25 protein-coding genes and 2 pseudogenes are annotated in these 22,935 nt (G+C 44.7%); 11 read left to right on the forward strand and 16 right to left on the reverse strand.

What is annotated here, in order from left to right; all coding sequences use genetic code 11:
* Positions 1-109: 109 nt before the first annotated feature.
* The 4 genes from F6K63_RS33885 to F6K63_RS33900 form a co-directional block, all read right to left on the reverse strand.
* A complete protein-coding gene (locus F6K63_RS33885; protein ID WP_287314567.1) occupies positions 110-760 on the reverse strand; it encodes a macro domain-containing protein in 651 nt (216 codons plus the stop codon).
* A complete protein-coding gene (locus F6K63_RS33890; RefSeq protein WP_287267907.1) occupies positions 751-1,098 on the reverse strand; it encodes a hypothetical protein in 348 nt (115 codons plus the stop codon). The genes F6K63_RS33885 and F6K63_RS33890 overlap by 10 nt, the downstream gene beginning before the upstream one ends.
* 19 nt (positions 1,099-1,117) lie before the next feature.
* Positions 1,118-1,414 (reverse strand): hypothetical protein, encoded by a 297-nt coding sequence (locus tag F6K63_RS33895; RefSeq protein ID WP_229414706.1) that lies wholly within the window; start codon positions 1,412-1,414, stop codon positions 1,118-1,120.
* A gap of 82 nt (positions 1,415-1,496) precedes the next feature.
* The gene (locus F6K63_RS33900) at positions 1,497-2,813 is read right to left on the reverse strand and encodes a DUF4062 domain-containing protein (RefSeq protein WP_287251045.1); all 1,317 of its coding nucleotides are present in this window, start codon (positions 2,811-2,813) and stop codon (positions 1,497-1,499) included.
* A 91-nt stretch (positions 2,814-2,904) separates the two neighbouring features.
* Between F6K63_RS33900 and F6K63_RS33905 the strand changes: the two genes are divergently transcribed.
* On the forward strand, positions 2,905-3,108 hold the full coding sequence (locus tag F6K63_RS33905; RefSeq protein WP_287314568.1) for a hypothetical protein: 204 nt from the start codon (positions 2,905-2,907) through the stop codon (positions 3,106-3,108).
* A gap of 2 nt (positions 3,109-3,110) precedes the next feature.
* Entirely contained in the window at positions 3,111-3,434 is a 324-nt protein-coding gene (locus F6K63_RS33910; protein ID WP_287314570.1) for a hypothetical protein, read from the forward strand.
* 834 nt (positions 3,435-4,268) lie between these two features.
* Here F6K63_RS33910 and F6K63_RS33915 read toward each other — a convergent pair.
* The 5 genes from F6K63_RS33915 to ald all read right to left on the reverse strand — a co-directional run bounded on the left by F6K63_RS33915 (position 4,269) and on the right by ald (position 8,559).
* Entirely contained in the window at positions 4,269-5,222 is a 954-nt protein-coding gene (locus F6K63_RS33915) for an asparaginase (RefSeq protein ID WP_008188195.1), read from the reverse strand.
* A gap of 45 nt (positions 5,223-5,267) precedes the next feature.
* The gene (locus F6K63_RS33920; protein ID WP_044494779.1) at positions 5,268-5,777 is read right to left on the reverse strand and encodes a CGLD27 family protein; all 510 of its coding nucleotides are present in this window, start codon (positions 5,775-5,777) and stop codon (positions 5,268-5,270) included.
* 22 nt (positions 5,778-5,799) lie between these two features.
* Complete coding sequence (rsfS, locus tag F6K63_RS33925; RefSeq protein WP_008180411.1) at positions 5,800-6,207, reverse strand: ribosome silencing factor; 408 nt, start codon at positions 6,205-6,207, stop codon at positions 5,800-5,802.
* Between the two features lie 168 nt (positions 6,208-6,375).
* Positions 6,376-6,987: a bis(5'-nucleosyl)-tetraphosphatase (symmetrical) YqeK gene (yqeK, locus tag F6K63_RS33930; RefSeq protein ID WP_008180412.1), complete on the reverse strand. Its 612-nt coding sequence runs from the start codon at positions 6,985-6,987 to the stop codon at positions 6,376-6,378.
* 480 nt (positions 6,988-7,467) lie between these two features.
* The gene (gene ald, locus F6K63_RS33935) at positions 7,468-8,559 is read right to left on the reverse strand and encodes an alanine dehydrogenase (protein ID WP_008180414.1); all 1,092 of its coding nucleotides are present in this window, start codon (positions 8,557-8,559) and stop codon (positions 7,468-7,470) included.
* 103 nt (positions 8,560-8,662) lie between these two features.
* Between ald and F6K63_RS33940 the strand changes: the two genes are divergently transcribed.
* The 5 genes from F6K63_RS33940 (at position 8,663) to F6K63_RS33960 (ending at position 11,588) form a co-directional block, all read left to right on the forward strand.
* Complete coding sequence (locus F6K63_RS33940) at positions 8,663-8,833, forward strand: CAB/ELIP/HLIP family chlorophyll-binding protein (protein ID WP_008180417.1); 171 nt, start codon at positions 8,663-8,665, stop codon at positions 8,831-8,833.
* Between the two features lie 290 nt (positions 8,834-9,123).
* Positions 9,124-9,432 carry a hypothetical protein gene (locus F6K63_RS33945; protein ID WP_044492372.1) on the forward strand — a complete coding sequence of 103 codons (309 nt, stop codon included), beginning with the start codon at positions 9,124-9,126 and terminating at the stop codon, positions 9,430-9,432.
* Positions 9,433-9,505: 73 nt separating this feature from the next.
* Positions 9,506-9,964, forward strand: coding sequence for a heavy metal-responsive transcriptional regulator (locus tag F6K63_RS33950; protein ID WP_008180422.1), 459 nt, complete (start codon positions 9,506-9,508; stop codon positions 9,962-9,964).
* Between the two features lie 23 nt (positions 9,965-9,987).
* A complete protein-coding gene (locus F6K63_RS33955) occupies positions 9,988-11,058 on the forward strand; it encodes a WD40 repeat domain-containing protein (RefSeq protein WP_008180424.1) in 1,071 nt (356 codons plus the stop codon).
* Positions 11,059-11,171: 113 nt separating this feature from the next.
* A complete protein-coding gene (locus F6K63_RS33960) occupies positions 11,172-11,588 on the forward strand; it encodes a ribonuclease HI family protein (RefSeq protein ID WP_287314571.1) in 417 nt (138 codons plus the stop codon).
* A gap of 47 nt (positions 11,589-11,635) precedes the next feature.
* Here the strand turns inward: F6K63_RS33960 and F6K63_RS33965 are convergent, their stop codons facing one another.
* Both F6K63_RS33965 and F6K63_RS33970 read right to left on the reverse strand, forming a co-directional pair.
* Positions 11,636-11,899, reverse strand: coding sequence for a hypothetical protein (locus F6K63_RS33965; RefSeq protein ID WP_008180428.1), 264 nt, complete (start codon positions 11,897-11,899; stop codon positions 11,636-11,638).
* A gap of 89 nt (positions 11,900-11,988) precedes the next feature.
* Positions 11,989-12,231 (reverse strand): hypothetical protein, encoded by a 243-nt coding sequence (locus tag F6K63_RS33970; protein WP_143764194.1) that lies wholly within the window; start codon positions 12,229-12,231, stop codon positions 11,989-11,991.
* Positions 12,232-12,244: 13 nt separating this feature from the next.
* Here F6K63_RS33970 and F6K63_RS33975 point away from each other — a divergent pair, with 13 nt between their 5' ends.
* The 4 genes from F6K63_RS33975 to F6K63_RS33990 all read left to right on the forward strand — a co-directional run bounded on the left by F6K63_RS33975 (position 12,245) and on the right by F6K63_RS33990 (position 15,700).
* Positions 12,245-12,385 (forward strand): hypothetical protein, encoded by a 141-nt coding sequence (locus tag F6K63_RS33975; protein ID WP_154659691.1) that lies wholly within the window; start codon positions 12,245-12,247, stop codon positions 12,383-12,385.
* A gap of 120 nt (positions 12,386-12,505) precedes the next feature.
* The gene (locus tag F6K63_RS33980; protein WP_287314573.1) at positions 12,506-14,017 is read left to right on the forward strand and encodes a DUF1800 domain-containing protein; all 1,512 of its coding nucleotides are present in this window, start codon (positions 12,506-12,508) and stop codon (positions 14,015-14,017) included.
* A 301-nt stretch (positions 14,018-14,318) separates the two neighbouring features.
* Positions 14,319-14,462 (forward strand): hypothetical protein, encoded by a 144-nt coding sequence (locus F6K63_RS33985; RefSeq protein WP_287314572.1) that lies wholly within the window; start codon positions 14,319-14,321, stop codon positions 14,460-14,462.
* Positions 14,463-14,470: 8 nt separating this feature from the next.
* Positions 14,471-15,700, forward strand: a complete 1,230-nt coding sequence (locus F6K63_RS33990) for a DUF1501 domain-containing protein (protein WP_008180434.1) — start codon at positions 14,471-14,473, stop codon at positions 15,698-15,700.
* Between the two features lie 715 nt (positions 15,701-16,415).
* Here the strand turns inward: F6K63_RS33990 and F6K63_RS33995 are convergent.
* The 5 genes and pseudogenes from F6K63_RS33995 to F6K63_RS34015 all read right to left on the reverse strand — a co-directional run bounded on the left by F6K63_RS33995 (position 16,416) and on the right by F6K63_RS34015 (position 22,722).
* Positions 16,416-17,250, reverse strand: a pseudogene (locus F6K63_RS33995) (IS1 family transposase).
* 366 nt (positions 17,251-17,616) lie between these two features.
* Complete coding sequence (locus tag F6K63_RS34000; protein ID WP_287252373.1) at positions 17,617-18,765, reverse strand: glycosyltransferase family 4 protein; 1,149 nt, start codon at positions 18,763-18,765, stop codon at positions 17,617-17,619.
* Between the two features lie 934 nt (positions 18,766-19,699).
* A pseudogene (locus F6K63_RS34005) lies at positions 19,700-20,704 on the reverse strand (ISAs1 family transposase).
* A 1,315-nt stretch (positions 20,705-22,019) separates the two neighbouring features.
* Positions 22,020-22,226: a DUF6200 domain-containing protein gene (locus F6K63_RS34010; RefSeq protein ID WP_008180448.1), complete on the reverse strand. Its 207-nt coding sequence runs from the start codon at positions 22,224-22,226 to the stop codon at positions 22,020-22,022.
* Positions 22,227-22,422: 196 nt separating this feature from the next.
* The gene (locus F6K63_RS34015; protein ID WP_287251430.1) at positions 22,423-22,722 is read right to left on the reverse strand and encodes a DUF6312 domain-containing protein; all 300 of its coding nucleotides are present in this window, start codon (positions 22,720-22,722) and stop codon (positions 22,423-22,425) included.
* Positions 22,723-22,935 lie beyond the last annotated feature (213 nt).

Raw genomic sequence — 22,935 nt, forward strand, 5'->3', positions numbered from 1 at the left:
CCTTTTTCTATATAGTTTATTACTTTTTTTCTGAAATCTAGACTGTATGGCATTGCTGTCAGTTATTGAAAATATACCCTTTTCATTTTACCTCATCACCGTCTTATCCTTAATTGAAACAACTATAGTCAGCATTTGACTGGACTCTCAGGTCATTGCCCATATAGCCGTAAGCTGTCCAGAAATAGCGTTTGTCAGGGGAACCCAATGCTATAGTTGTGCCTATGGGATAGCGCCAAGACTTTCCCTTGTTTTTGTTAGGTTCTTTTGTACGTTGAGCTTTGTAGTCCTCCAATACTGCTTCAATCTCTGTGTCTAATTTAGTAAGGTCATTGCCATAAATGCCCGTAAGAAACTGTCCCTGTACACTAGAAGGTTTGATGACTTCTCCGAGTTCCGTATCGAAAACATCGTTAGCTCCTATGACTAAATGCCCAGGCTGATTAAAAAGATTGCCAATTTTAATTTCTACAACTGAGTCGGGAGAAGACAACGCTTTACACACCGAGCTACGGGGAAAACGCTGAATAACTGCTATCGCCAGGGAGACTACTACTAGTCCCAAGTAGCCAATCCAACCAAAATTCAGACTCTCTGGAAAAAAAAGTGCTACTGGCTCGATAGACAGCCATAAAAGACCAAATATACTGATAAAAGAGCTTCCTATGCGTTTAAGCCCAACCTGAGTCAAGAGTTTGAGATAGAGCATCAATTCTTCAAGATGTGTATCCAGTCTGTGTAGAAATTCTACTATACCCACCCTTCAGGTAAATCTTGGGATATAGAAACTTTCAGGGCAGCTTCAAAAGCCTTATTCGCAAGCTCTAGATTCTCGACTTGCTCCCCTCGGATTCGCTCCCGATAAACCATACCTAGACGGTATTCCATGATTGTCCACTCGTTAGGTAACTTTTCGGGATTGATCAGAGTCAGAGCTTCTTCAAATGCTACGATCGCCTGTTCCTGATTTTCTGGTTGCTCTTCCCCAGGGATATTTAGATAGGTTATCCCCAGGTTATTTAACACCATTAATCTTTCTTGCGGAAACTCTCCAGAAGTGAATACAGTAAGAGCGTCTTGGAAAGCATCAATAGCCAAATGCTTATTATCAGCAACTTCACCCTGAAGCCGATGATAATAGGCATCCCAAAAAGTTTTGATTTTTCGCCCAATATTGAGGAAATTTATCCAATTCAAATGCTTTGATTGCTTGCTCCACATTATCAGTTGGATGTCCTTGGGGATTTTGTAGTAAACAGACACCAAGCCAATGTTGCAGCTCTGCCCAACCATATTGCCTCTTCCAAATTTCCTGTTTCCTACCTGGATTATCATCCCCACCTAGTCCCAATTCAGAAAATGTTTGGCTAAAACGATCTAATCCCTGCCTATAAAGTAGTTCTACTTGGGGCATTTTTATTGGTTTAGATATCTAACAAATATAATAAATAATCGTTCGATTGATGAGTAAAATTACCTAGCAATTTTATTTTATATTAGTCTCTCAGGGAGCAGTTTCCTTTGACCTCTATAACCTTAGTTTCTTTGTTCTTGTATCTTGACCTTCTCGTCCCACGAAATTCAACAGTCATTAAGTGATTTTTGATAGGACCTAGCTTGAGTTCCAATATATGCTCAACTATACCGCTCATTTTGAGCTCATAAACTGCCGTAAGTCTTGCGATTCTCAAGAACTTCTCTTTTTGCCTTTTTCGCTTTTTCCATAGCTCGGCGAAATTAATTGGCTCTATAAGCTTTCCTCCAGCGGAACAGTTAATAAGAGAATCGACCCTCAAATAATCTTCCTGATTGGATAGCAAACTGTCATCATTGAGCAGTAAAATTTTCACGCGCATTTCAGCGATTTCGTCAGCACTATAATACTTACCATTATTTGAGCCAACTGTTATGTCTTGAAAAAGATTTTCCTGAGACTGTTTGATTGGTGATAGAGCAATACAAAATAGATTTTTGCCCCCAGTGGATGTTAATATAACATCCTTTACTTCAGTAATTGAAGCTTCCTCCTGATAGGCATAACTGATTTGTGAGTAGTGGGGAAATTGGTCATGTTTTAGATCTTTTAAATTCGCCTGTTCTTCCAGATCGTTTGTTGTGATTTGAACTGAAATAGTCCCATCTGATTGTGTTTCTAATGATTTCGCTAAGTAATAGTTATTATTTAACAAAATCCAATTACCTGAAGTTGTTACGCTTTGTACAGTAGCTTTTGTAGAGGGAGAGTTAGGAGTTGAGGACTTTTTTTCTACCGTCGAAAGGGAATTTGCTTTAGTATTTTCCAACCACAAGGATAAACCTTGACGAAACCTCTCGCGAAAATCTGATGGCTTTTCGTAATCATGAGTCAACGCCCTACCTTGAACTTTTTTCTTAAATGCCAGCACTTTTCCTCGCTGTTCCAGTTTCTCCTCATTTAGGTTTGCTCCTGCCTCTCGAAAATAAAACCAGATATCGGGTTTCCCATCTTTCTCAAAAGCCGCAACTGCTCGTTCGTATTCTTCCACAGTTCCAGACTCGGCACGGGGCGTGGGAGTGCCCAAGCGATTCCACATAATGCCCACAAATAGCTCATACTCTTCCATATTGCCAATCTGAGAGTTAAGAGCAGCTTGCCCACCCTGACCAAAACTCGGATAAGCATTCTTTTCCGAACGTACTACTTCTAACCTAACACCTTTACTCAGAGCAGTAGTTCGGTTAATTTCCTCAACTACTTCTTCTACATAGTCCCGCTCCCTACTCACATCGCTAGGGGAAGCCAGGAAGATTTTTAGTAGTTCTACTTGGGGCATTGTTTATTGGTTTAGGGATATAAATACTATGGTAATCGAGCCAGTAGTGAGTAAGATTACATGGCTAAGAAGGGCGTTGCATAAATGCGGGATGATTTTAATAGTTTTGTGGAACTCAGATCTTGCTGTAGAATGGGCATCTTGCCCGTGTCATTGGAACTCAGATCTTGCTGTAGAATGGGCATCTTGCCCGTGTCATTGGAATGGGGATCTTAGTGGAATGGGGATCTTAGTAGAATGGGCATCTTGCCCGTGTCATTGGAACTCAGATCTTGCTGTAGAATGGGCATCTTGACCGTGTCATTGGAATGGGCATCTTGGTGGAATGGGCATCTTGGTGGAATGGGCATCTTGGTGGAATGGGCATCTTGGTGGAATGGGCATCTTGGTGGAATGGGCATCTTGGTGGAATGGGCATCTTGGTGGAATGGGCATCTTGCCCGTTACAATAGATTGTCCGGCGGGCATCCTGCCCACTCTACTGCTATTCATTCTTTTCCCGATTCCCGATTCCCGATTCCCCACTCCCGATTCCCCACTCCCCAAAATCACAAAACCCCACAAAGACATAACCTTGCAGGGCTTCATGATATTCTATTTGGTGGCGGGAGGCGGATTTGAACCACCGACCTTCGGGTTATGCGTACCAACTACAACTTTCGTTGCCTGGATCTTCCAGTTTGTGGTCTGGACTGTCCCTTCACCCTCGCCTTAAACGTTAGGGTGCCTGCCTAACCAGTCTCTACACCTTCTCCTTTTGGGAGCTTGGCTCGGGATTACCTCGCTACAGGCTTCCCCGAATTTGACAGGTAAACACACGGAGATTTATCTTCGTGCCGCCCATGCTCAAGCAAGCTATTAAGCGTCTAGCTAACTTGATTGTTGAGCCCGACGAGCTACCAGGCTGCTCTATCCCGCGTCGTCTTTTTTACTATAACACCTAATTTCCAAAAGTGGCAAGGGGAAATTGGAAATTTCTCAAATTAATTCTATCAGCTATCAGCTATCAGCTATCAGCTATCAGCTATCAGCTATCAGCTATCAGTCATCAGCTATCAGCTATCAGCTATCAGTCATCAGCTATCAGCTATCAGCTATCAGCTATCAGCTATCAGCTATCAGCTATCAGCTATCAGTCATCAGCTATCAGCTATCAGCTATCAGCTATCAGTCATCAGCTATCAGTCATCAGCTATCAGTCATCAGCTATCAGCTATCAGCTATCAGTTATCAGCTATCAGTCATCAGCTATCAGCTAAAGGCCGTTGGCCACGCTACTTGAGGTGCTATCAGCTATCAGCTATCAGCGCGAGCCTAAACCTGACCGCTGACCGCTGACCGCTGACCGCTGACCGCTGACCGCTGACCGCTGAATGCTGACCGCTGACCGCTGACCGCTGACCGCTGACCGCTGAATGCTTATATGGAGGGAGTCGGGAGTGATCAGCTCACCCCTTAAGGCATAGATAACTCACCAACCACTTCTAAACGCTTGTATTTACTGAGATTAATAAACATCGACTCCAAGGTATCTGCTACCGAAGGAGTAATCCAAGCCATTTGCTTAAGTAGGGCAATGGCTGCAGCATACTTAGCAGATTTGCCACCATCGAGGACTTTAATGGCTAGACCCATATTCTCCCCAACGCGACCGATACACTGAACCCCTTGTGCTCCCGATTTACTGACCAGTTCCCCTTCGGATAATCGCATCAGTTCTGTATCAAATCCCCCATCCCCGGACACCATCTGGGGATGACTGATCATGGCGCGGACAATACGCTCCATGGCCAGATTATTACCAGAAGAGAGCAGAGCGTACAATAATGCCATTTGCCGTAGCTGTAAAAAATAAGTCGGAGCGTTACAGTCGTCGTGAGCGAGAATTAACTCTTGCTCCGGCATCTGTAGCAGCTCCGCTACTTGGCTTAAGATTAACATTTGCACGGGATGATTATACTCCAAATAGCTCTTGATTAGCCACTGCCTTTGTTGACAAACAGCCAACATTCCAGCATGTTTACCGGAACAGCAATGCTGGAGTGAACTTTCCTGGCCTGGGGGAATGGGACACTGTAGTGCTGATGGGTCAACATCACAGCGCCAAAGAATATTAAAGACTTGCCTGACCTGCTCCATCGTGCCGTGATGGGAACTACACATAATAGCCAAGTCTCGGTCCGTGAGATTGTAACGCTCAAGGGTACCTGTGGTAGTGACCGCTAAGGCTTGGAAAGGTTTGAGTGCAGAGCGAATAAATGTCGAGGTTTCTGGGTTACCCGCAACATATAACATCCGTCCCCGGTCATCACACACAACCGCTTGAGCTGAATGAACTGATTCGATAATGCCTTCCCGTAGTAAACGGACTTCTAAGGCTCGTGTTTGAGTACGTTTTCCCCTGGTCATGGATTAGACTTAAAGCTACCCTATAGCTTAGTTGGAGCAATCGAGCTAGGTGGCTGATAACACACGCCAAATGATATTGCCACCAATCACGACTATAATCAAAAATCCGAACGTCCAGTATAAACGTCGCAAAATTGGTTGGAGTTCATAAGAAACAATTAAGCGATCGCGAGCCAAAATTTCTGGGGTTTTTGTCCAGGTTTGACCGTCATACCAGCCTGACTCCTCGTAGACAATGGTTTCTCTGATCAAGCGATCGCGTACATAGAACCAACCCAGGTATAGCCGCAGCAAGGCTAAAATCAAGAATATACTTGCTCCTGCCCCGCCACAGAGCAGAAACTTGATTATCGCTTTTTGCGGTGGAAAACTCACTGCTGCTATCGGCCCTGAAATCAGCCAGCTCAACCCCCAAACCCAAGCCAGCTTCATCACATAATTTGGTAGTTCCAGCCTTACCCAGTTAAAAAACCAAGAGTCCCTTAGTTCTTGGTATTCATTTATGGGTTGCTGCTCTTCTGGAACAGGACATACATAAACGGGAGATTTCATGATTATTTTTTTGTGAGTGCTGCAATTAGGATGCCTGAAACTCAATCTGTTCCGCGTGGCCCCAGAATGCTTCGAGATTATAGAACTTGCGTTCTTCAGGCAGCAAGATATGGACAATCACGTCACCGTAATCTTGAAGTATCCAGATTCCCTCTGCTTTTCCTGCTGTTCGCACAGGTAAACGGTTCCATGCCTCTTCTACTTGCTGTTCAATCCACTGAGAGATTGCCCTGACCTGTACCCTAGAAAACCCGGTCACAATTACAAAGTAATCTGTGATGTAAGATACCTCTGAGACCGACAGAATCACCAGATCTGCACCCTTGCGGTCATCTGCTGCTTGAGCAACGGTTAATGCTAACCCATAGCTAGCATCCTGGTTTTCGGTATCAGGGGTTACTAAGGTGGAGGGCTTATTATTTTGATCTCTCATTAAGCGTTTAATTCCTCGCTTTACAAAACAATCTGTTCTAATAGTAATTAAGTTTTCTTGTGCTTAATCACTTGCTGTACAATTCTTTTCATTTCTTTTCGTTGCTTCTTCATTTGACACTCACACTGCTGTTGACGAAACGTTCCTTAAAGCTAGGCACATGGGACTTTAGGTATTTACACAATCTTTCTTACCGTCTCTTTTAGCTGTTGTCTTCCTGGACATCTGTTGAGCCCAGTTGCGAGTCAATATCATACGTTGGTGAATGGGACGAGGACTCTCTAGCAGGAATTTTAAAGAGTAGTCACAGGCTAACCAAACAGTTTTGTATAGGTCTTGCTTAGAGAGATTTCGTAAGGCTTGTAAATCCGGTGTCTCACCACGACCTGGCTCAATAGTATCAGCAATAAACACAACACAACTGAGGGGGGTCATACCCTCACGCCCTAAGGTATGGAGAGCGATCGCTTGCAATACTGCTTCATCTTTGACTCCAAATTGCTCTTGGGCAACAATAGCACTGACATCTGCATGCAATAAATGAGGCGCGGCTTCACAGACTGGATCGACTTCTATGCCGTTATCTCTAGCCATTTGCAACAAGCGCTCAGGCTTAAAGCATTTGGCTAGGTCGTGCAACAACCCTGCTTGAGCTGCCTGCTGAGCATTGAGATGATGAAGCTCAGCGAGTTCAACAGACATCTGTTCAACCCGCAATATATGCTGTAGCCGAGAAGACGGTACATTATCTGCTAACCAGGTCAACACCTGATCACGCATCACCTTAAAAAACTCCTAATAAGTAACACTGGCTAATTAGTGTTTAAGAAAAATTTAACAGTTTTTCTTTAGCTAGAGGATACTAACCCATAGGTCTATTAAAACATTTTCTCAAGACTTTAGCAATAAAATGTTAAAGGAAAGGGAGTAGGGAATCGGGAGTCGGGAATCGGGAGTCGGGAATCGGGAGTCGGGAGTCGGGAGTCGGGAGTCGGGAACTTGACAACAAAAATTCTCACAATTCCTAAAGGTATTGCTATATAGGGGTTTTTAACTTAATGAGGTACACAGGATTTTTTCCCTGTTTCCTGTTATCTGTTCCCTGTTATCTGTTATCTGTTCCCTGTTCCCTAAAAGCTTAGGTGCGCTCTTACCATTAAGAATTAAATTCGCCAAGGTCAAGCGCACCTCAAAAATTTGTAGCTTACGTAATTGAAAATTGCTATAGTAATCATTTAGGATTGCTATAGCAAAAAAACCTTAGCTATCAGCTAAATCGGGAAAGACTTCTCGCACTGCTGGATGAACCAACTGGTGATTCTGGACATTAACGCCCTTGGCTAAAGCGGGATTATTTTCCAGAGTGCTCAACCCCTGATTGGCCAGACTGAGTACGTAGGGGAAAGTACTATTGTTTAGAGCCACAGTTGATGTGCAGGGAACAGCTCCAGGCATATTAGGCACCCCATAGTGAACCACACTCTCCTCGATATAAATGGGATTGGTATGGGATGTGGGTTGTAATGTTTCAATACAGCCTCCCTGATCCACAGCAACATCTACAATCACTGAGCCATTAACCATTTGTTTGACCAGAGAGCGCGGCACTAAAATGGGGGCGCGACGACCAGGGACTAACACTGCCCCAATCAGGAGGTCAGCATCAGTAACAGCTGCCTCAATTTCTGCTGAATTGCTGTAGAGGAGTTCCACTCTTGAGCCAAAGATGGTTTCTAAATAACTCAACCGTTGAACATTAATATCAAAAATCTGTACTCTCGCTCCCATCCCCACAGCTATTTTGGCGGCTTCTGTACCGACAACTCCGCCACCAAGAATTACCACCTTACCTGGTCTGACTCCGGGAATACCCCCCAACAGCACCCCTCTTCCCCCCTGCTGACGCTCCAGAAATCTGGCTCCAAATTGCACGGAAAGACGACCAGCAATGATGCTCATCGGGGTTAGCAGCGGTAGGGTGTGGTCTGGGAGTTCTACGGTTTCATATGCGATCGCAATCACCCCCGATTGCAGCAACTTCTCGGTTAAAGGGCGGTCAGCGGCTAAGTGTAGATAAGTAAACAACAGCTGTCCTTTTTGAAGCAAGGGATACTCTGGCTCTAAGGGTTCTTTGACTTTGACTACGAGTTCCCGATTCCAAGCCTCAGCAGCCTCTAAGACAATTTTGGCTCCCTGACGCTGATAGTCCTCATCGGTAAAGCCAGCACCAGTGCCAGCATTAGTTTCAACGAAAACTGTATGACCCGCTTCTTGTAAAACCCTGACACTACTGGGGGTTAATCCCACACGAAACTCTTGATCTTTCGTTTCTTTGGGAACACCTATTTCCATGCTTTTACCTCTTGGGATTACTGGTGCTGTATCTATATGTGATCTAAATGTTAAAATTAGTGAAGTTAAGTAACTCTACTATAGCTTGGCAACTTTTATCACTATGACGCAACCCCAACCCTCTAAAGTCCCTCAAGTCCAGTCACCTAAGTTTGGGTTTAATGATTACGCAGAACGCTTGAATGGTAGAGCTGCCATGATTGGTTTTATTTTGACTCTGGCAATTGAATACTTTACTGGTCAAGACTTATTAACCTGGTTAAGCTTACACTAAAACTAGTCGGAGAGTCGGTCAGTGGAAGAGTCGGTTAGAGAAAAAATCCCTTTAGCTACTGGCCTACTCCTGTAAGCTCAAACATAACTGCTCCCATCGTTTCAAAAATTAGCAAAATTGATCTTGAATTTCCCGGTTGCTCTGGGGATATCGAAGAATTATAGATATCAGATATATCTCAGTAACAGTATAGAAGTCCCCCAACTAAGTTATTGCTCTAGTTGGGCAGTTCTGGCCTATTCTGTTAAAAAAGAAGTAAATCTGTGAAATAGAGTAAGTAGTAAGCCGTGATAAATGCTTTATGGCATCGAGTGTTGAAGTCAGCTTATCGTAAAGAGCCAATCTCAGGCTTCATCGTGATTATCGGAGCGGTGGATGCTGTCATTGGTGGTGTAGGCGGACGCTGGTCATTATTCAGTTTTGGACTGATGATGGTGGGAATAGCAGTGGTAGTCCGTTGGTGGCAAAGCCAAAGTCAGCAAACTGAACTGGCTGAGCAACCTGTGGAGCGGTATCTTCCCCCCAGTTCTTCCCGTCCACCATTACCAATGTTGAGTGCTGTCAAGCGTCAAGCACCTCGACGTCAACCACCTCGATAGGTCAGGCTGTTTTAAGATCAAACTGTTCATCCCTAAGGGAATAGGGGAAACAAAGGGGAAAGCATAGTCAACAGTGGTCAGTTACCAATTACCAATTACCAATGATCTTGTCACCAATTCATCAGAGGACTGGCTCAAAATTGGTCAGGTAGCTAGTCATAGCGGGTTGCCCGTGAAGACCATTCGCTATTACGAAGAGATTGGTCTGCTTAGGCCAGTCACAACCCGCTCCCCTTCTGGCTATCGCCTGTTTACCAACCAGGTGCTGAATCGACTGGCTTTTATTAAACGCGCTCAATCCCTAGGACTTAGCCTTAGTGAGATTCAAGACATCCTCAAAATCCATGACTTTGGTGAGTTACCTTGTGGAGCAGTTAAGCAGCATCTACTGCTCAAAATTGAGGGAATCACTGAACAAATAGAAGCATTGGAACTACTAAAGTCCGAGTTGTTGGGTATAATCTCCGGTTGGCAAGAACATCCCCCTGACGCGGTGAAAAGTAAGACGATTTGCCCTAACCTTGGCCAATAGGCCACGCTACGCGAACAACAACCATGAAAAAAATACCGTTGGCGATTTTGGGAACTGTGCTCGGGATCATGACAGTGGTCACCAGTACCACCTACGCTAGGGAATCAAGACTGGGGCTAATGGTTGCAGCTATACCGGAAATGGCTTCATCCCAGGCTCAATCTTGGAGAACTCCTCAATTGGTGCGTACCATTACAGCCCATTCTACCGCTGTGGATGCTCTGTCATTTAGTCCTAGTGGGCGAGTGCTACTCAGTGGGGGGAGCAGGAGTGATGCCCATCTGAAATTATGGTGGCTGAAAACCGGTCGTGAAATTGATAGCCTGCGAGTACACCAAACCTCAGTGTCTGACATGGCTTTTAGTGCTGATGGGACAATTCTGGCTAGTGTCGGGGAGGATGGTGGGGTCAACTTGTGGCAATGGAATCAGCAAGACTACACAGGAGACTATACCCGTACTTTTCTAGGGCATAGAAGCAATTTGCTTTCCCTAGCTATGACCTCAGATAGTAAGGTGTTAGTGACTGGGGGATTGGATGGTATTCGGGTGTGGGACCTCAGAAACCAACGTCCCCTTTACACTCTGGCAAATTTTGATCATCCAACCTATTCCCTAGCGCTTCATCCCAAGGCCGAAACCTTGGTCAGTGGACTCAAAAATGGCACGATTAAAATTTGGAATCTGAACACAGGACAACCGCTTTACGTGATTCGAGCTCATCAAGGTATCACTAGTGCCCTAGCCTTTACCCCTAATGGTAGAACCCTAGTCAGCAGTGGTTATGACGGTAAGATTAGGGTCTGGGATACAAAGACTTGGCAGCTTAAGTATACCTTGGCCAAACATACTGGCAAAATTCGTGCGATCGCAATTAATCCAGTTAATGGCACAATTCTGGCTAGTGCTAGTCGTGATGGGGTTCGGTTGTGGAATTTGAACACTGGTAAGCAGATTGCTTGGTTGACTGGACATCAAGATTGGGTACAATCCGTTGCCTTTAGTCGGGATGGACGTTTACTGGCTACTGGGGGATTTGATCGGACGATAAACATTTGGCAGGCGAATACAACAGAGGTAGCAGTGACTCAGTAAGGGATTTGCTTGTCAAAACAATATCAATTACAGTAGCGTGGGCAAACTTCCATTATCTAGAATACTCAAAATAACTAAACTAGTTTTGCCCACCTTACAAGCTAAACAAGATCATGACAGATAAATCGAATAATCTTGCTATTCTTCATTTCGATGGTGTCAGCAAAAGACGAACTAATCAGTCCGCCTGTGGTGCTATAATTCAGTATCAAGGTGAGGTTTATCCAGTGTCTCAATACGTAGGATTTACTACCCAAAACCAAACTGAGTATATGGGACTAATCCTTGGACTACAGAAGACTCTAAAGCTTGGAGCAAAACAAGCCAAAATCTATGGAGATTGCGAACTAGTAATTAACCAGCTCCATGGGGATTATATGGTTAAAAACAACAATTTGGTTAGCTTTCATACCCGAGCAAAAACCCTTCTTGATAAACTTGATTTCTACGAATTAATCTGGATTAACAAAACCCAAAACCTTGAAGCTGACCAGTTAGCTAATGACTGTATCGATTTGGAAAAGTCCTAGAAGTAAACGTAAGCATTCAGCTGACAGCTGTCAGCTGAATGCTTACCTCAGTTATCTTTTGATGCCTGCTCCTCTTGCAACAGTTGCTCTTTGGAATCTGCCCAGTAGGCAGCGTAAGTCCAAACTTCCTCGTTATCGTTTTCTTTGCTTTCTACTGACCATCGATAAATAGCTGATTTCGGCTCAACCCCAATTTCTATAAGCTTGGCACCCATATAGTACTCCATCTGGTTTTTGGTCATATACTTGACCCCAGTAGGCTCATTCTTTTTTACGGTTCGGGACATGAAAGCCTTGGTATGTTTTGCCATTTTGTTTCTGTTTTGGATTTGAATATTAAGAATTGCTGATGTCTTGCATCCGTTCTTGACTAATCTCTAGCAAGACTTAGACACAATTCTTAATATTCTAATGCTTGAAGCGAGAAAAGAGTTAGGTAAAGTACCCTACTTCCGGTATTTTCGGGCTGCGCAACGGCTGAACACCTAGTGATGGGATGGGCTTGATTGTTGCCAGACTTTGCTGCTGCTGTACCATGGGATTGACCTTTGGTCACGCTATAGGCATTGCCGACGCTGCGCGTTCGCGTAGCGTGGCCTACGGCCAAACGCGATTGACCTTTGGTCACGCTTCGCGATCGCATTAGTCGCATTAGTATGAAAAAAAGGATGAAGGTCAGCAGTTGCATTCAGACCAGTCTACCAAAGGCACTGCCAACGGCAATTGTGGCTTATCATCCAGTGGCCAGATCCCTCAGTGTTGAGGAACTAATCAACCGCAATTTCCATCACGAGTGAGGTGCACAGGATTTTTTTCCACTCCCTCCTTCTCGTGCGGTGAAACCACTACTAACAAAACTCTTCCCCCTACTCCCTACTCCCTACTCCCTACTCCCTACTCCCTACTCCCTAAAACCAATGTATCTGGGAAAATTGAACCTTAAGCCGGTCTACTGGCTCTTAGGGCTAATCTTGGCAGTCATCCTCCTATGGGCACTACCCAAGCCCTGGCACGCTGCCAGTTTATCCACTGACCCGAAAGTATTGCATGTCCTCAATCGTGTTAGTTTTGGTCCTCGCCCTGGGGACATCGAACGGGTGAAATCCATGGGGGTTGATGCCTATATTCAGTCCCAGCTTTCCCCAGAATCTATCCCTGAACCGCCACAACTGAGGAAACAACTCAATAATTTAGAAACCCTGGAACTGAATCCAGTGGAGGTATGGAAAGGCTATGCACCACCACAAGGTAAAAAGAAACGGCAGCTGAGTCAGCAACAGCGCAAGCAGGCTCAAAAGCGATCGCAAATACCTAGGCAGCAGGGATTGGAAGCCCGTTTAATCAGAGCGATCGCTAGCCCTCAACAGCTTCAGGAAGTAATGGTAGACTTCTGGTTCAACCACTTCAATGTTTTTGATAGCAAGGGATTAAATCGGATCTGGGTTAGTTCCTTTGAACAAGATGCCATTAGACCCCATGCCCTTGGTCGTTTTCGGGATTTGTTAGGTGCTACAGCTCACCATCCCGCCATGCTTTTCTATTTAGACAACCACCAAAACACTGCACCAGGAAGTCCAGGAGCTCGTGGTCGATACAAAGGGCTGAATGAAAACTATGCTCGGGAACTGATGGAACTCCACACCCTAGGAGTAGATGGTGGCTACACCCAAGAGGATGTAATTACCTTAGCGCGGATCTTGACTGGCTGGACTACTGACCGTGAGGGTAAGCACGGTGACAGTAGAGGATTTTATTTCCAAAGTAAGCGCCATGATTATAGTGATAAGATTTTGCTGGGTACACCGATTCCAGGTAGCGGCAGCCTAGAGGGAGAGCAAGCCCTAGATCTGCTGGCTCGTCATCCCTCCACCGCCCATTACATTAGCTACAAATTAGCCCAGTACTTTGTAGCTGATCAGCCACCAGCAAAGCTAGTAGACACTCTAGCCCAACGCTTTTTGAAGACCGATGGGGATATTCGTAAGGTTCTAGAAACCCTATTTCAAAGCCCTGAATTTTGGGACACTCAGTATTACAACAGTAAATTTAAATCCCCCTATCACTACATCATCTCAGCAGTGCGAGCTACAGGCAGTAAAAAGCCCAAATGGAAAACCCTCTCTGGTATTATCCGTCAGCTAGGAATGCCCATCTACGGCTGCCCAACTCCCAATGGTTACAAAAACACTGAGAAGGCTTGGCTCAGTCCAGATGGGATGATTCGCCGGGTCAGCTTTGCCACTGCATTAGCCAATGGTAATTTCGAGCAGCGTCAACCTAAAGAAAAGCGTAAACCTGTAGATGCTGTCCAACTCAGGAAAACCCTAGCCAATCACTTTTCTGACCAAACCAAAGAAGTCATCGACAGTAGTCCCGCTAAGCTACGAGCCGCCTTGATTTTAGGCAGTCCAGAAATGATGTATCGGTAGTATCTTAGGGAACAGGGAATAGGGAATAGGGAACAGGGAATAGGGAATAGGGAATAGGGAGTAGGGAGTAGGGAGTAGGGAGTAGGGAGTAGGGGTAAGAAAATTGACTGCACCTCATAAGTCTGAATAAGTCTGATAAACGCTATCTTTTTTTTTAAAAAACTGATTAATTATGACTTGTTATTGAAAATTTTTAAATCAATGTTTAAGTTGAAATTTGCAATTTTTATATAAGCTATTTAGAGAATTTAAAAATAGCTCATGAAACCAAATCCTGATTTATTATAATACCAAAAATTCCTTGAATCTCTTTCCTAACTCTTCCCAGATCCGCTGTTCCCAGATCCGCTGTTCCCTCTTCTTTATTACCGATTACCGATTCCCGATTCCCGATTCCCGATTCCCTAAAAAAATCTACCTCACCTCATTGAAAACCGCTAGATAAAACCAACAATGAAAAGACGCAAATTATTAAAACAAGCTAGCTTCCTAACTGCTGGGGGAATGATCTCTATGGGGAGTTGGGTAGCCAGAGGATTAGCAAATACAGCAAATGCTAATCACCGTAAGCGACTGATTGTTATTTTCCTGCGGGGTGGCATAGATGGACTGAATGTAGTTGTGCCATACCAAGACGCTGATTACTACCAAGCGCGACCGAGAATTGCGATTCCTCGCACCGGGGAAAAAGGGGGAGTCTTGGATTTAGATGGTTACTTTGGCTTACATCCAGCTCTAGCTGATCTGATGCCTCTTTGGAAACAGAAAAGTTTAGCCTTTGTTCACGCCAGTGGTTCACCAGACTCCACTCGCTCCCATTTCGATGCTCAGGATTACATGGAAAGTGGCACCCCAGGGATTAAGAGTACAGATGATGGCTGGATGAATCGACTATTAGGGACAATTCCCAAGGAAATACCAACTCAAGCGGTGAATATGGGCACAACAACGCCACGGATTCTATCCGGTCAGATGCCAGTGGCTAATTTACCGATGGGGAGAAATTATAATCACAAGCTGCCTGTAGACCGTCCCCAAATTGATGCTGCTTTTGATCAGCTCTATCGTGGTAATGATGCGATTAATCTAGCTTATCAGGAAGGAAGTGAAGCACGGAAGATACTGCTGGCTGAGCTAAAGGAAGAAATGATGGCAGCTAACCGGGGAGCACGACCTTCCTCTAAATTTGTTGGTGATAGCCGCAAATTAGCCAAGCTGATGGTGGGGGATGCTAAGACCCAACTGGCATTTTTGGCCTTAGGTGGCTGGGATACCCATGTTAACCAGGGCCGTAGTCAAGGACAGCTGGCTCGAAAACTTAAGCCTCTCGGACTTGGGTTGGCTACTCTAGTCAAAGCCTTAGAACCGATTTATGCCGATACTGTGATTGTGGTGATGTCAGAATTTGGCCGTACCCTGGCAGAGAATGGTAACAAGGGTACTGACCATGGACACGGGAATGTGATCTGGGTCTTGGGTGGAGGAGTTCGCGGTGGTAAGGTCTATGGAGAGTGGCCCGGTTTGGCTGAATCCCAGTTGTATGAAAAACGGGACTTAGCAGTAACTACGGATTTTCGTGACGTGCTGATGCCTGTGCTAAGGGAACATATGGAGATTGGAGACTCGAATTTAGCCCAAATCTTTCCTGGTTTTAGGTCTAATCAGAATCTGGGGCTTCTGTAGGGAAACAGAAGTGTCGGGGGAGGGGAGTGCGATCGCACCTCAAGCAGCGTCGGCAATGCCTATAGCGTGACCTAAGGTCAATCGCGTTTTAGTTGATGCCTCGACAAACAGTGCGATCGCGAAGCGTGACCAAAGGTCAATCGCTTTTTAGTTATAGCAGTCGAAGTAAAGCTTAAGACATCTTCTGCTCCCTGCTCCGAACGCGCCCCGCGTGGCCTACGGCCTCAGTCCCTGCTCCCTTTCAACCAAAAGACTATGTCCTAAACTATACTTCCCTTGCTATAAAACCTCGACAAAGACTTCGTACGCTTTTTAGTGAAGCCTCGACAAAGAGTGCGTTCGCACCTCAAGCAGCGTCGGCAATGCCTATAGCGTGACCAAAGGTCAATCGCTTTTTAACTGGAGTTTAGACTAACTGGGGTTTCCCAAGAATGCGATCGCTAATCCAGAATGCGATCGCTAATCCAGAATGCGATCGCTAATCCAGAATGCGATCGCTAATCCAGAATGCGATCGCTAATCCAGAATGCGATCGCTAATCTAGAATGCGATCGCTAATCTAGAATGCGATCGCTAATCTAGAATGCGATCGCTAATCTAGAATGCGATCGCTAATCTAGAATGCGATCGCTCACCCAAGCAATAGTGTGCTCTGAGGGGGTTCCCTGGTCGCCCGAGGCTTTGTGAGTCACGACTATGGTCGTCCGGTAGTGCATCAGCAAAGTGTGGGTATGCCGCGCAAGTCATTCCAACTCCAAGGGGCGATCGCTAACCCAGACCTTTGTGCCGCCGTATTGCCAAAGCGACTATGAACCCAAATCCAATTGAAATAGCTGACTACCAACCTTACTGTTGCCAAGGTCTGCTCCCAGACCTTGGCAAATTTATTCTGTCGCCGATGCCCGAGACCCGTCTGCTGTCGGACAATCCCGTTAGTTCGCTCTAGTTGTTGGGTCTGCTCTTTACCGATGATGTGTCTTACTTGTGGAGGTAAAACTCGCGCTATATCCACCCCAATCATCAGTACGCCATTGTTGACAATCGGTTTTTCCTTCTGTATTCACTATTAATTCTTCGATGAATTGGTCAGTATGTTTACCTACTCTAGCTGCCAGAATTAAGCCCCTTGATGATGCTTGAGTCATTCCAATCCAACAGTCTCCTTCTTTCAATTCATTGGACTGACAGCGAAATTGTTTTTTTGGACAAATGACCAAAATTCATCACCGCTGATTTGTGAGGTTTCAATCTTCTGTACACGGGCATTATGAATCATTTGTCCAATCACCGTAGCTGCTCGCAGCAGGCGTTCCTACCGTATTGTAGGCGAGATTAGTCGTCCGACTGACTCCTCTCAAACTACTTCCCTCTGCATGAGCCTGTAGAACCGTGTGAATTGTTTCGGGTTCAATTTGTCGGCGATAGTAAAGAGTATCAAAAGTAGAAGTTAACGTTTGTTGGCACACTCGACAGTAGTACCGTTGGCTTCCCTTACTAGTTTTGACCTGTTTATGGGTCTTATGATGACCCCATAGATGGGATTCCATCATTCATAGGACTATTTTTGGACAAGATTCATCTTACCACTCCCACACTTCCGCATAGGCACTACCGAATTTTGCTCATGGGGTGCAACAAGTTTGTGGAGAGCAAGTGCGGGGGTCGGTGATTGAGCGAACATCAAAGGAATTTGAAACATTACCAAAACGATGGATCCTCGAACGGACATAAGGCTTGCTGAATCGATTTCGGCGTTTGAGCTGCATATTATGAATTGTACACAACCATTGCGTGAAGGGATGATTTACGGGGAGCTGATTCGTTTAATGACTCGCCGACTGGCTTGTTAAGGTTTTGTTTACAAATCAGCTCTTACTAGACGATCCTTCTCCCCTGATCTTGTGTCTTATCCAAGATTAGGATAGGCAGCAGTCTGAAATAATCCGGAAAATGTCTGAAGCAACCCGCTCCCAACCATAATACTTTTCACCCAGATGGCGTCCGTATCGACCCATTTGTTCAGCTAACTCTCTATTGGACAGTAAATAGTTAATTGCTCCTGCAAAGGCATCGGGATTCTCATAGTCACTGATCAAGAGACCGTTCATATCTGGGATGACTACTTCTGGGTTTCCTCCTCGCATTGTGGTAACTATACAAAGACCTGTTGCCATTGCTTCATAATGAACTCGTGCTAAAGGTTCTTGCCATTGAGATGCACAAACAAAGATGTCACCCATGAGGAAGTACTTCTGGACTTTTGCAGGTGGAATAAAGCCAGTAAAGTAAATTGATTCTTCATAGGTTTTTCCTTGTTCTTTCAGTTGACGAACATATTTATTTTCCTCGTTATGGCCGTACCATTTGCTACCCACCATAAGAAGAAATGTTGATGGGTGTTGTTCTAGAATTTGGGGTAGGGCAGAAATCAGGATATGGGGTCCTTTCTTAATACTTAATCGACCTACATAGACAACGATTTTGCGATCGGTCAATCTGTGAGAACTTAGCAATTTTTGGCGACGTCTAGATCCTTCCGGTGACCATCGGGACTGAAACTTCTCTAAGTCAACGCCTGCATGTACGGGGTGAAGTTTATGTCGGTATTCAGGGAAGAGATCGGCAATTCCATCAGCAATAAATTTGCTGACTGTTATGACTCCTCTAACCTTCTCTAGACAACTCTTAGCAACCTCAGGTTTAATCTTGTCCTCATGAAACATTTCATTGTGCATGCTCAGGAGAAACTGACTACTAGGGCTAGCAGCAGCAATAGAGGGTAAGTATTTAGGGCGATTGTAAAGAATGACTAAATCGAACCTTTCCTCAGCTGCAAATTTAGCAGCTGCTTGGTAGTAAGCCTCAATATCACCTGTCGGGAAGCGCTGGTAGCTGACTCCATTCAGCACATGTTGATTGGGCAAATCTGAATCAGTGACAGAAAAAACACTAACGTCATGAAACTTGCTTAGATAAGGTAGTATTCCGTCAATATAAGTCTGGATTGCACCTCCTCGAATACATGGAACAGGAAGCTTCTCAGTGCAGATTAAGAGGATCCTCACTACTTTGACCTCATAACTTCTCAAATTTGATTACTTTTCTCTGACGACATGATTACTCAGCTATTTGCTGTCCTTAATTTAGGGGCATTGCAAACCTGGTTTTCAGTTCGCTTAGAGTGGTAGCTTGGTTAGACGTTGGACACAACGAGTTCTTCACCAAACTTAGTGGTGACTGCTGATAGCGGGACGCAATCTGCAACCTGATTTTGGGTTTTGTCGAACATCCAAACCTTGAGATCAATCAATGCTTACTAATCCATAATACAGTGTGTTTGATTTTTTTACACGCTAAATATGGATTTTATTGCCTTGATTCTCAATGTTATTGTGCCCCCAATGATTTTAGATCACGACTTACGTAAAGACACCAGATATCGAGTAGATTCTGAGCAGAATCAATTCATAACTAAAGAAGGTTTTTTAAGTTCTTTAGTTAAATATGAAGATAAACTTTGGTTCTTAATTTTATCAACTGTACATTGATTCAAGTAAGCTAGTATTTTCAGGAAATTCCACACCAAAATAGCACAAGCAATAGGATTTATTTGCAGGGTAATCGCATTTAAATTTGTCAACTGGGTATCAAAAACCTAGGACAGTTTTAAATCATACCTTAATCCCTTCTTCGGCTCATGAAAGCGTCATAAAGAGTTGGCACAATAGGTATGATTATTGGCAGGGTAAGGACGTGCTTCGTAGTAGTTTCCTCTGGCTCTATGGTTCAATTCTCCCAGCACTGGTCGAGCGGTCTCTAACTAGCATAGTTGCCGAGCAACACTTTGAGCAGCATTGTCATTGTCCATAGCCGCACGAAGCGCATTTCATGGCAAGACTTTGCTTTGACGGTTCTCGTTTGAGTAAATTGAGCGACTTGCGTCGCAAAAGCCCCATATAATCCTGTCCATGTCCGGTACGAAGACGGCTGTGGTCTTCCCTAAATGTGACATCGTTCCACCCAAGGTCGGCTATGTTCAATCCCCCAATGGGAGCGGATTGCCCTTGCCAAAATGGTGGCATCAACTCTATCGCTAGTGATGTAAAAACAGACCTCTGTAGTTGTTTTGTTCCAGAGTTGACCAAATCGTTTCACCATCACTACACAGGTCTTGCCCTTCCATTTCGACCGATGGGGCAAATCGGGGACTTGAGTGATGGGCACTACCCAGACTTGCCGATGTTCAATGGGATGATGGCCAGCTTCTGTAGACTCGTCATAGCTAAACTCAATGCCCTCCCACTGGGTTGTCTGTGCCGCCTTAAAGAAAGCCTCCACTCCCAAGTGGAGTTAATCTTGATTCCCTTTGAGTGCCAGGATATAGTCTCCACCGACCGTAAGGATTTGGGCGGCAATATTGCGCTGGGTACCCATGGCATCTAGGGTAATAATTGCACCTTGAATATCCAGTAGGTTCAGCACCACGGGAATGGCTGTGATCTCATTTGATTTGCTCTCCACCCGTTGTTGAGCTAACACCAGATGATGTTCACTCGCCCAGTCACTCACCGTATGTAAGGCTTTGAGTTGCTTTTCCCGATCGTAGGAACCCCGAGCCGTTTTACCATCAATATTGATCAGCTTAATCTCTAGCTGGTTGGTAATCTGCTCCACCCAACTATTGAAGCATTCATGCAACTGAGTTGGGTCAATCAATGCCAAGACTCTCGAAAAGGTATCGTGAGATGGAATACCATGGGGCAATTCCAAAAACGTCTCTAACCATTGCTGTTTCGCTTTGCCATAGGTAATTGCTACCATATTATCTGCCCCAGACAGAACCGCCAAGATGGCGATGGTCACAAGATCTACAAGTTTATGCTTGGGTTCCCGTTTGACTCTCGGGTCATCCAATGCCTCAAACTGATTAATCACGCTATGTTTGAGCTGTTTCATCTGAGTTGAAAGGGGGGATGGGGTGGGAGCACTAAAATCAATAGACATCAGGGCCGTTGAGAATGTGAACAGACTGATTTAATCTCTATCCAATTTCCTTGATTCTGGAGAAATTGTCTAGTCTGAATTGAGCCAAAGCAAACCTCTGCGCCAACGTCTGTTTTGTCAAGTACAATTTATACAAAATAGCTGGGATTACCCTGGATTTATTTGGATTCGAGATTTACGACACTGACAAGATTGTATGCCAGTCAATGTCTTGATGCAATAGCGAGTGGTTTGAAGTTACCGTAAGAGAGTGGAGCCTTATTAAAAAATATTTAACCCTTTTCTGCATAACCTGCCGACATTAAAGGCTCCACTCTCTAAGGTTTCGTCTCCGGGGAAACCACGGCAATAGCGAGTGGGGGAGACCCCCACCTCATAAGGGTAGGTTTTTTACAAAGACCTCAGGTGTGGGGTGTGGGGCGTGGGGTGTGGGGTGTCTCATAAGGGTAGGTTTTTAACAAAGACGTGAGCTGTGGGGTGTGGGGTGTGGGGTGTGGGGTGTGGGGGATAAGAAAATATACTTAATTTGTCGTTAAAAATCATCATTGTCTTGATGCAATAGCGAGTGGTTTGAAGTTACCGTAAGACAGGGGAGCCTTAATCAATAAGTTTTAATCATGCATCTGCATAGCCTACCAACCATAAAGGCTCCCCTGTCTAAGGTTTCGTCTCCGGGGGAAACCCCCAAGACAGCGCTGCATCGCTTCTTCAGGTGCGACCCGTGGCGAATTTAATTCGCCAAGGTCAAGCGCACCTAAGTTGTTTTCCTTTTCCTCTCCCTCTGGGTCGCCCCATGTTTTACCCTAATGTAAAAAACCTACCCCTGTGAGTCCTCTGGGACGGGAGAGGTCAACTAAGCGTGGAGAAGGAGTAAGACCAAAACTTGGACGTCCGTCTAAGTTGAGGTGCGACCCGTGGCGAATTTAATTCGCCGAACGCGCCCCGCGTCTCCTACGGAGAACGGAAAGCGCACCTTCGGCATTCTTCCGTGTTCCCGTAGCGTGGCCTACGGCCAAGCTAGAAACCCCAACTTACTTCGTTTAAGTAAGTTGGGGTAGTTCACGGGTCTACTTGAACATGACCAGTACAATAATTAGAGGTTCCTATTTATCTTCAATTAACCTGGTTCGATGGGGCATAAAGCCCCCGATGCAGATTCATTGAAGTAATCAATAACAATAGCTTTGCCAAAGGAGGAACTCAATCTTGGGTTAAAGTCAAGCGGACTTGAGTTAGCAACTCAGTTTACCCCTGAAAAACAAATCTACGAAGCCCATGACAGAAATTCGTATTGCTCCTCAGATCGATTAGAAACTTACCAATCTTTCTCGCTTTTCTTCTTCACCACAACAATTACTGGTTGAGCATTTTCTGCAACCTCACCACTCTCTTTCAATTCTCCAATGACTTTAGCAATCCTCTTAAAAAGCTTACCCTCACCATATTGCAAATCCTTAATATCATCCTTCTTTGCCGATCCCATTTCTAGGATAATGGTGTTTTCTTTCTGAAGTGTACTCATGGAAGTTCTCCTAACTAAATTTTAGCAAGCTTTATCAAAAGTTAGATCGTGCCCAGCTCCGCCCTTGTAAAAAACTTCAAAGTGATGTAATGAACATTCCAAAAACTTTTGAAGAACTCAAATCCTTTTTGGATTCAATATAATAGCGATTACATTGACGCATTACATCGAAGTTAACGATAGACCAGAAACCAAACTAAAATTTCATCAACTTAGACATACTCTTGGAATAGTTCTTTCCGAAATCCTTAATCCAACCATTTTTCTTCTTACGATTGGACTTCTCATGGCGCTCCTTATAGAGCGTTGTCGCCTCGTCGAGACGCTTTGCTTGTTTAAACATAGCCTTCTCAAGAGGCTTTAAAGCTGCTGCCTGCTTCTTCTTCTTCTTTTTCTTGCTCTTCTTACTTGTAGATCCAGACAAGAGCTCAGGTGTTCCTCCAAAAGAATCTTCACTGCGTAAAATGACAGCGCTCTTAATTTCATTATCAGCCATAACTCTTAAGTTCCTAGATTGATTTAAGTACTACCACTAATTTTATAGCATAAAACCTCACCGGTCAATAATTAAACTGACGTGAGTAGCTGAGGGGGTGACATGAGCCCCAAAAAGCTTACTCTATAAGGCTTTGATGCCAATGGGCTCATGGAAGATACAGTCGGAAATTAACCCTCAAGTCATTGTCTTGATGCAAAGCGCGAGTGGGGG

The sequence above is a fragment of the Moorena sp. SIO1G6 genome (assembly GCF_010672795.1).
In the GTDB taxonomy this organism is placed as follows: domain Bacteria; phylum Cyanobacteriota; class Cyanobacteriia; order Cyanobacteriales; family Coleofasciculaceae; genus Moorena; species Moorena producens.

Excerpts from the sequence above, each read along its gene's own strand:
- F6K63_RS33895 (WP_229414706.1), bottom strand. The coding sequence starts at position 1,414 with ATGCCCCAAGTAGAACTACTTTATAGGCAGGGATTAGATCGTTTTAGC.
- F6K63_RS33900 (WP_287251045.1), bottom strand. The coding sequence starts at position 2,813 with ATGCCCCAAGTAGAACTACTAAAAATCTTCCTGGCTTCCCCTAGCGAT.
- F6K63_RS33905 (WP_287314568.1), top strand. The coding sequence starts at position 2,905 with ATGATTTTAATAGTTTTGTGGAACTCAGATCTTGCTGTAGAATGGGCA.
- F6K63_RS33915 (WP_008188195.1), bottom strand. The coding sequence starts at position 5,222 with ATGACCAGGGGAAAACGTACTCAAACACGAGCCTTAGAAGTCCGTTTA.
- rsfS (WP_008180411.1), bottom strand. The coding sequence starts at position 6,207 with ATGAGAGATCAAAATAATAAGCCCTCCACCTTAGTAACCCCTGATACC.
- yqeK (WP_008180412.1), bottom strand. The coding sequence starts at position 6,987 with ATGCGTGATCAGGTGTTGACCTGGTTAGCAGATAATGTACCGTCTTCT.
- ald (WP_008180414.1), bottom strand. The coding sequence starts at position 8,559 with ATGGAAATAGGTGTTCCCAAAGAAACGAAAGATCAAGAGTTTCGTGTG.
- F6K63_RS33940 (WP_008180417.1), top strand. The coding sequence starts at position 8,663 with ATGACGCAACCCCAACCCTCTAAAGTCCCTCAAGTCCAGTCACCTAAG.
- F6K63_RS33955 (WP_008180424.1), top strand. The coding sequence starts at position 9,988 with ATGAAAAAAATACCGTTGGCGATTTTGGGAACTGTGCTCGGGATCATG.
- F6K63_RS33960 (WP_287314571.1), top strand. The coding sequence starts at position 11,172 with ATGACAGATAAATCGAATAATCTTGCTATTCTTCATTTCGATGGTGTC.
- F6K63_RS33965 (WP_008180428.1), bottom strand. The coding sequence starts at position 11,899 with ATGGCAAAACATACCAAGGCTTTCATGTCCCGAACCGTAAAAAAGAAT.
- F6K63_RS33970 (WP_143764194.1), bottom strand. The coding sequence starts at position 12,231 with ATGCGATCGCGAAGCGTGACCAAAGGTCAATCGCGTTTGGCCGTAGGC.
- F6K63_RS33975 (WP_154659691.1), top strand. The coding sequence starts at position 12,245 with ATGAAAAAAAGGATGAAGGTCAGCAGTTGCATTCAGACCAGTCTACCA.
- F6K63_RS33980 (WP_287314573.1), top strand. The coding sequence starts at position 12,506 with ATGTATCTGGGAAAATTGAACCTTAAGCCGGTCTACTGGCTCTTAGGG.
- F6K63_RS33990 (WP_008180434.1), top strand. The coding sequence starts at position 14,471 with ATGAAAAGACGCAAATTATTAAAACAAGCTAGCTTCCTAACTGCTGGG.
- F6K63_RS34010 (WP_008180448.1), bottom strand. The coding sequence starts at position 22,226 with ATGAGTACACTTCAGAAAGAAAACACCATTATCCTAGAAATGGGATCG.
- F6K63_RS34015 (WP_287251430.1), bottom strand. The coding sequence starts at position 22,722 with ATGGCTGATAATGAAATTAAGAGCGCTGTCATTTTACGCAGTGAAGAT.